Below are 893 nucleotides of genomic sequence, written 5' to 3' on the forward strand. Positions count from 1 at the left end.
GCGATTGGGTGGATCAGGGTAACAACCATCTGAATGTTGTCACCTGGCATGACCATCTCAACGCCTTCTGGCAGTTCGATGGTACCGGTCACGTCAGTAGTACGGAAGTAGAACTGTGGACGGTAGCCTTTGAAGAACGGAGTATGACGGCCGCCTTCGTCTTTAGACAGAATATAAACTTCTGACTCGAACTTGGTGTGTGGCTTGATAGAACCTGGCTTAGCCAGAACCTGGCCACGCTGGATATCTTCACGCTTAACACCGCGCAGCAGGATACCACAGTTCTCACCCGCACGGCCTTCGTCCAGCAGCTTACGGAACATTTCAACGCCGGTACAGGTTGATTTCACGGTATCTTTGATACCAACGATCTCAACTTCTTCACCAACTTTAACGATACCGCGCTCTACACGACCGGTAACAACAGTACCACGGCCGGAGATAGAGAATACGTCTTCGATTGGCAGCAGGAATGGCTTATCGATCGCACGCTCTGGCTCTGGGATGTAGTTGTCCAGGTGACCAGCCAATTCGATGATTTTGGCTTCCCACTCTGCGTCACCCTGCAGGGCTTTCAGTGCAGAACCACGAACAACCGGGATGTCGTCGCCAGGGAAATCGTAAGCAGACAGCAGCTCACGAACTTCCATTTCAACCAGCTCCAGCAGCTCTTCGTCATCAACCATGTCGCATTTGTTCATGAATACGATCATGAACGGAACGCCAACCTGACGACCCAGCAGGATGTGCTCACGGGTCTGAGGCATTGGGCCGTCAGTCGCAGCAACAACCAGGATAGCGCCGTCCATCTGAGCAGCACCGGTGATCATGTTTTTCACATAGTCGGCGTGGCCTGGGCAGTCAACGTGCGCGTAGTGGCGAGTTGGGGTGTC

1 protein-coding gene is annotated in these 893 nt (G+C 53.2%); it reads right to left on the bottom strand.

What is annotated here, in order from left to right; translation table 11 throughout:
* A partial coding sequence (gene tuf / locus ABEH87_RS21645; protein ID WP_346579421.1) for an elongation factor Tu occupies positions 1-893 on the bottom strand: 893 nt, incomplete at both ends.

The sequence above is a fragment of the Erwinia sp. Eh17-17 genome (genome assembly GCF_039675725.1).
Classification (GTDB): Bacteria; Pseudomonadota; Gammaproteobacteria; order Enterobacterales; family Enterobacteriaceae; genus Erwinia.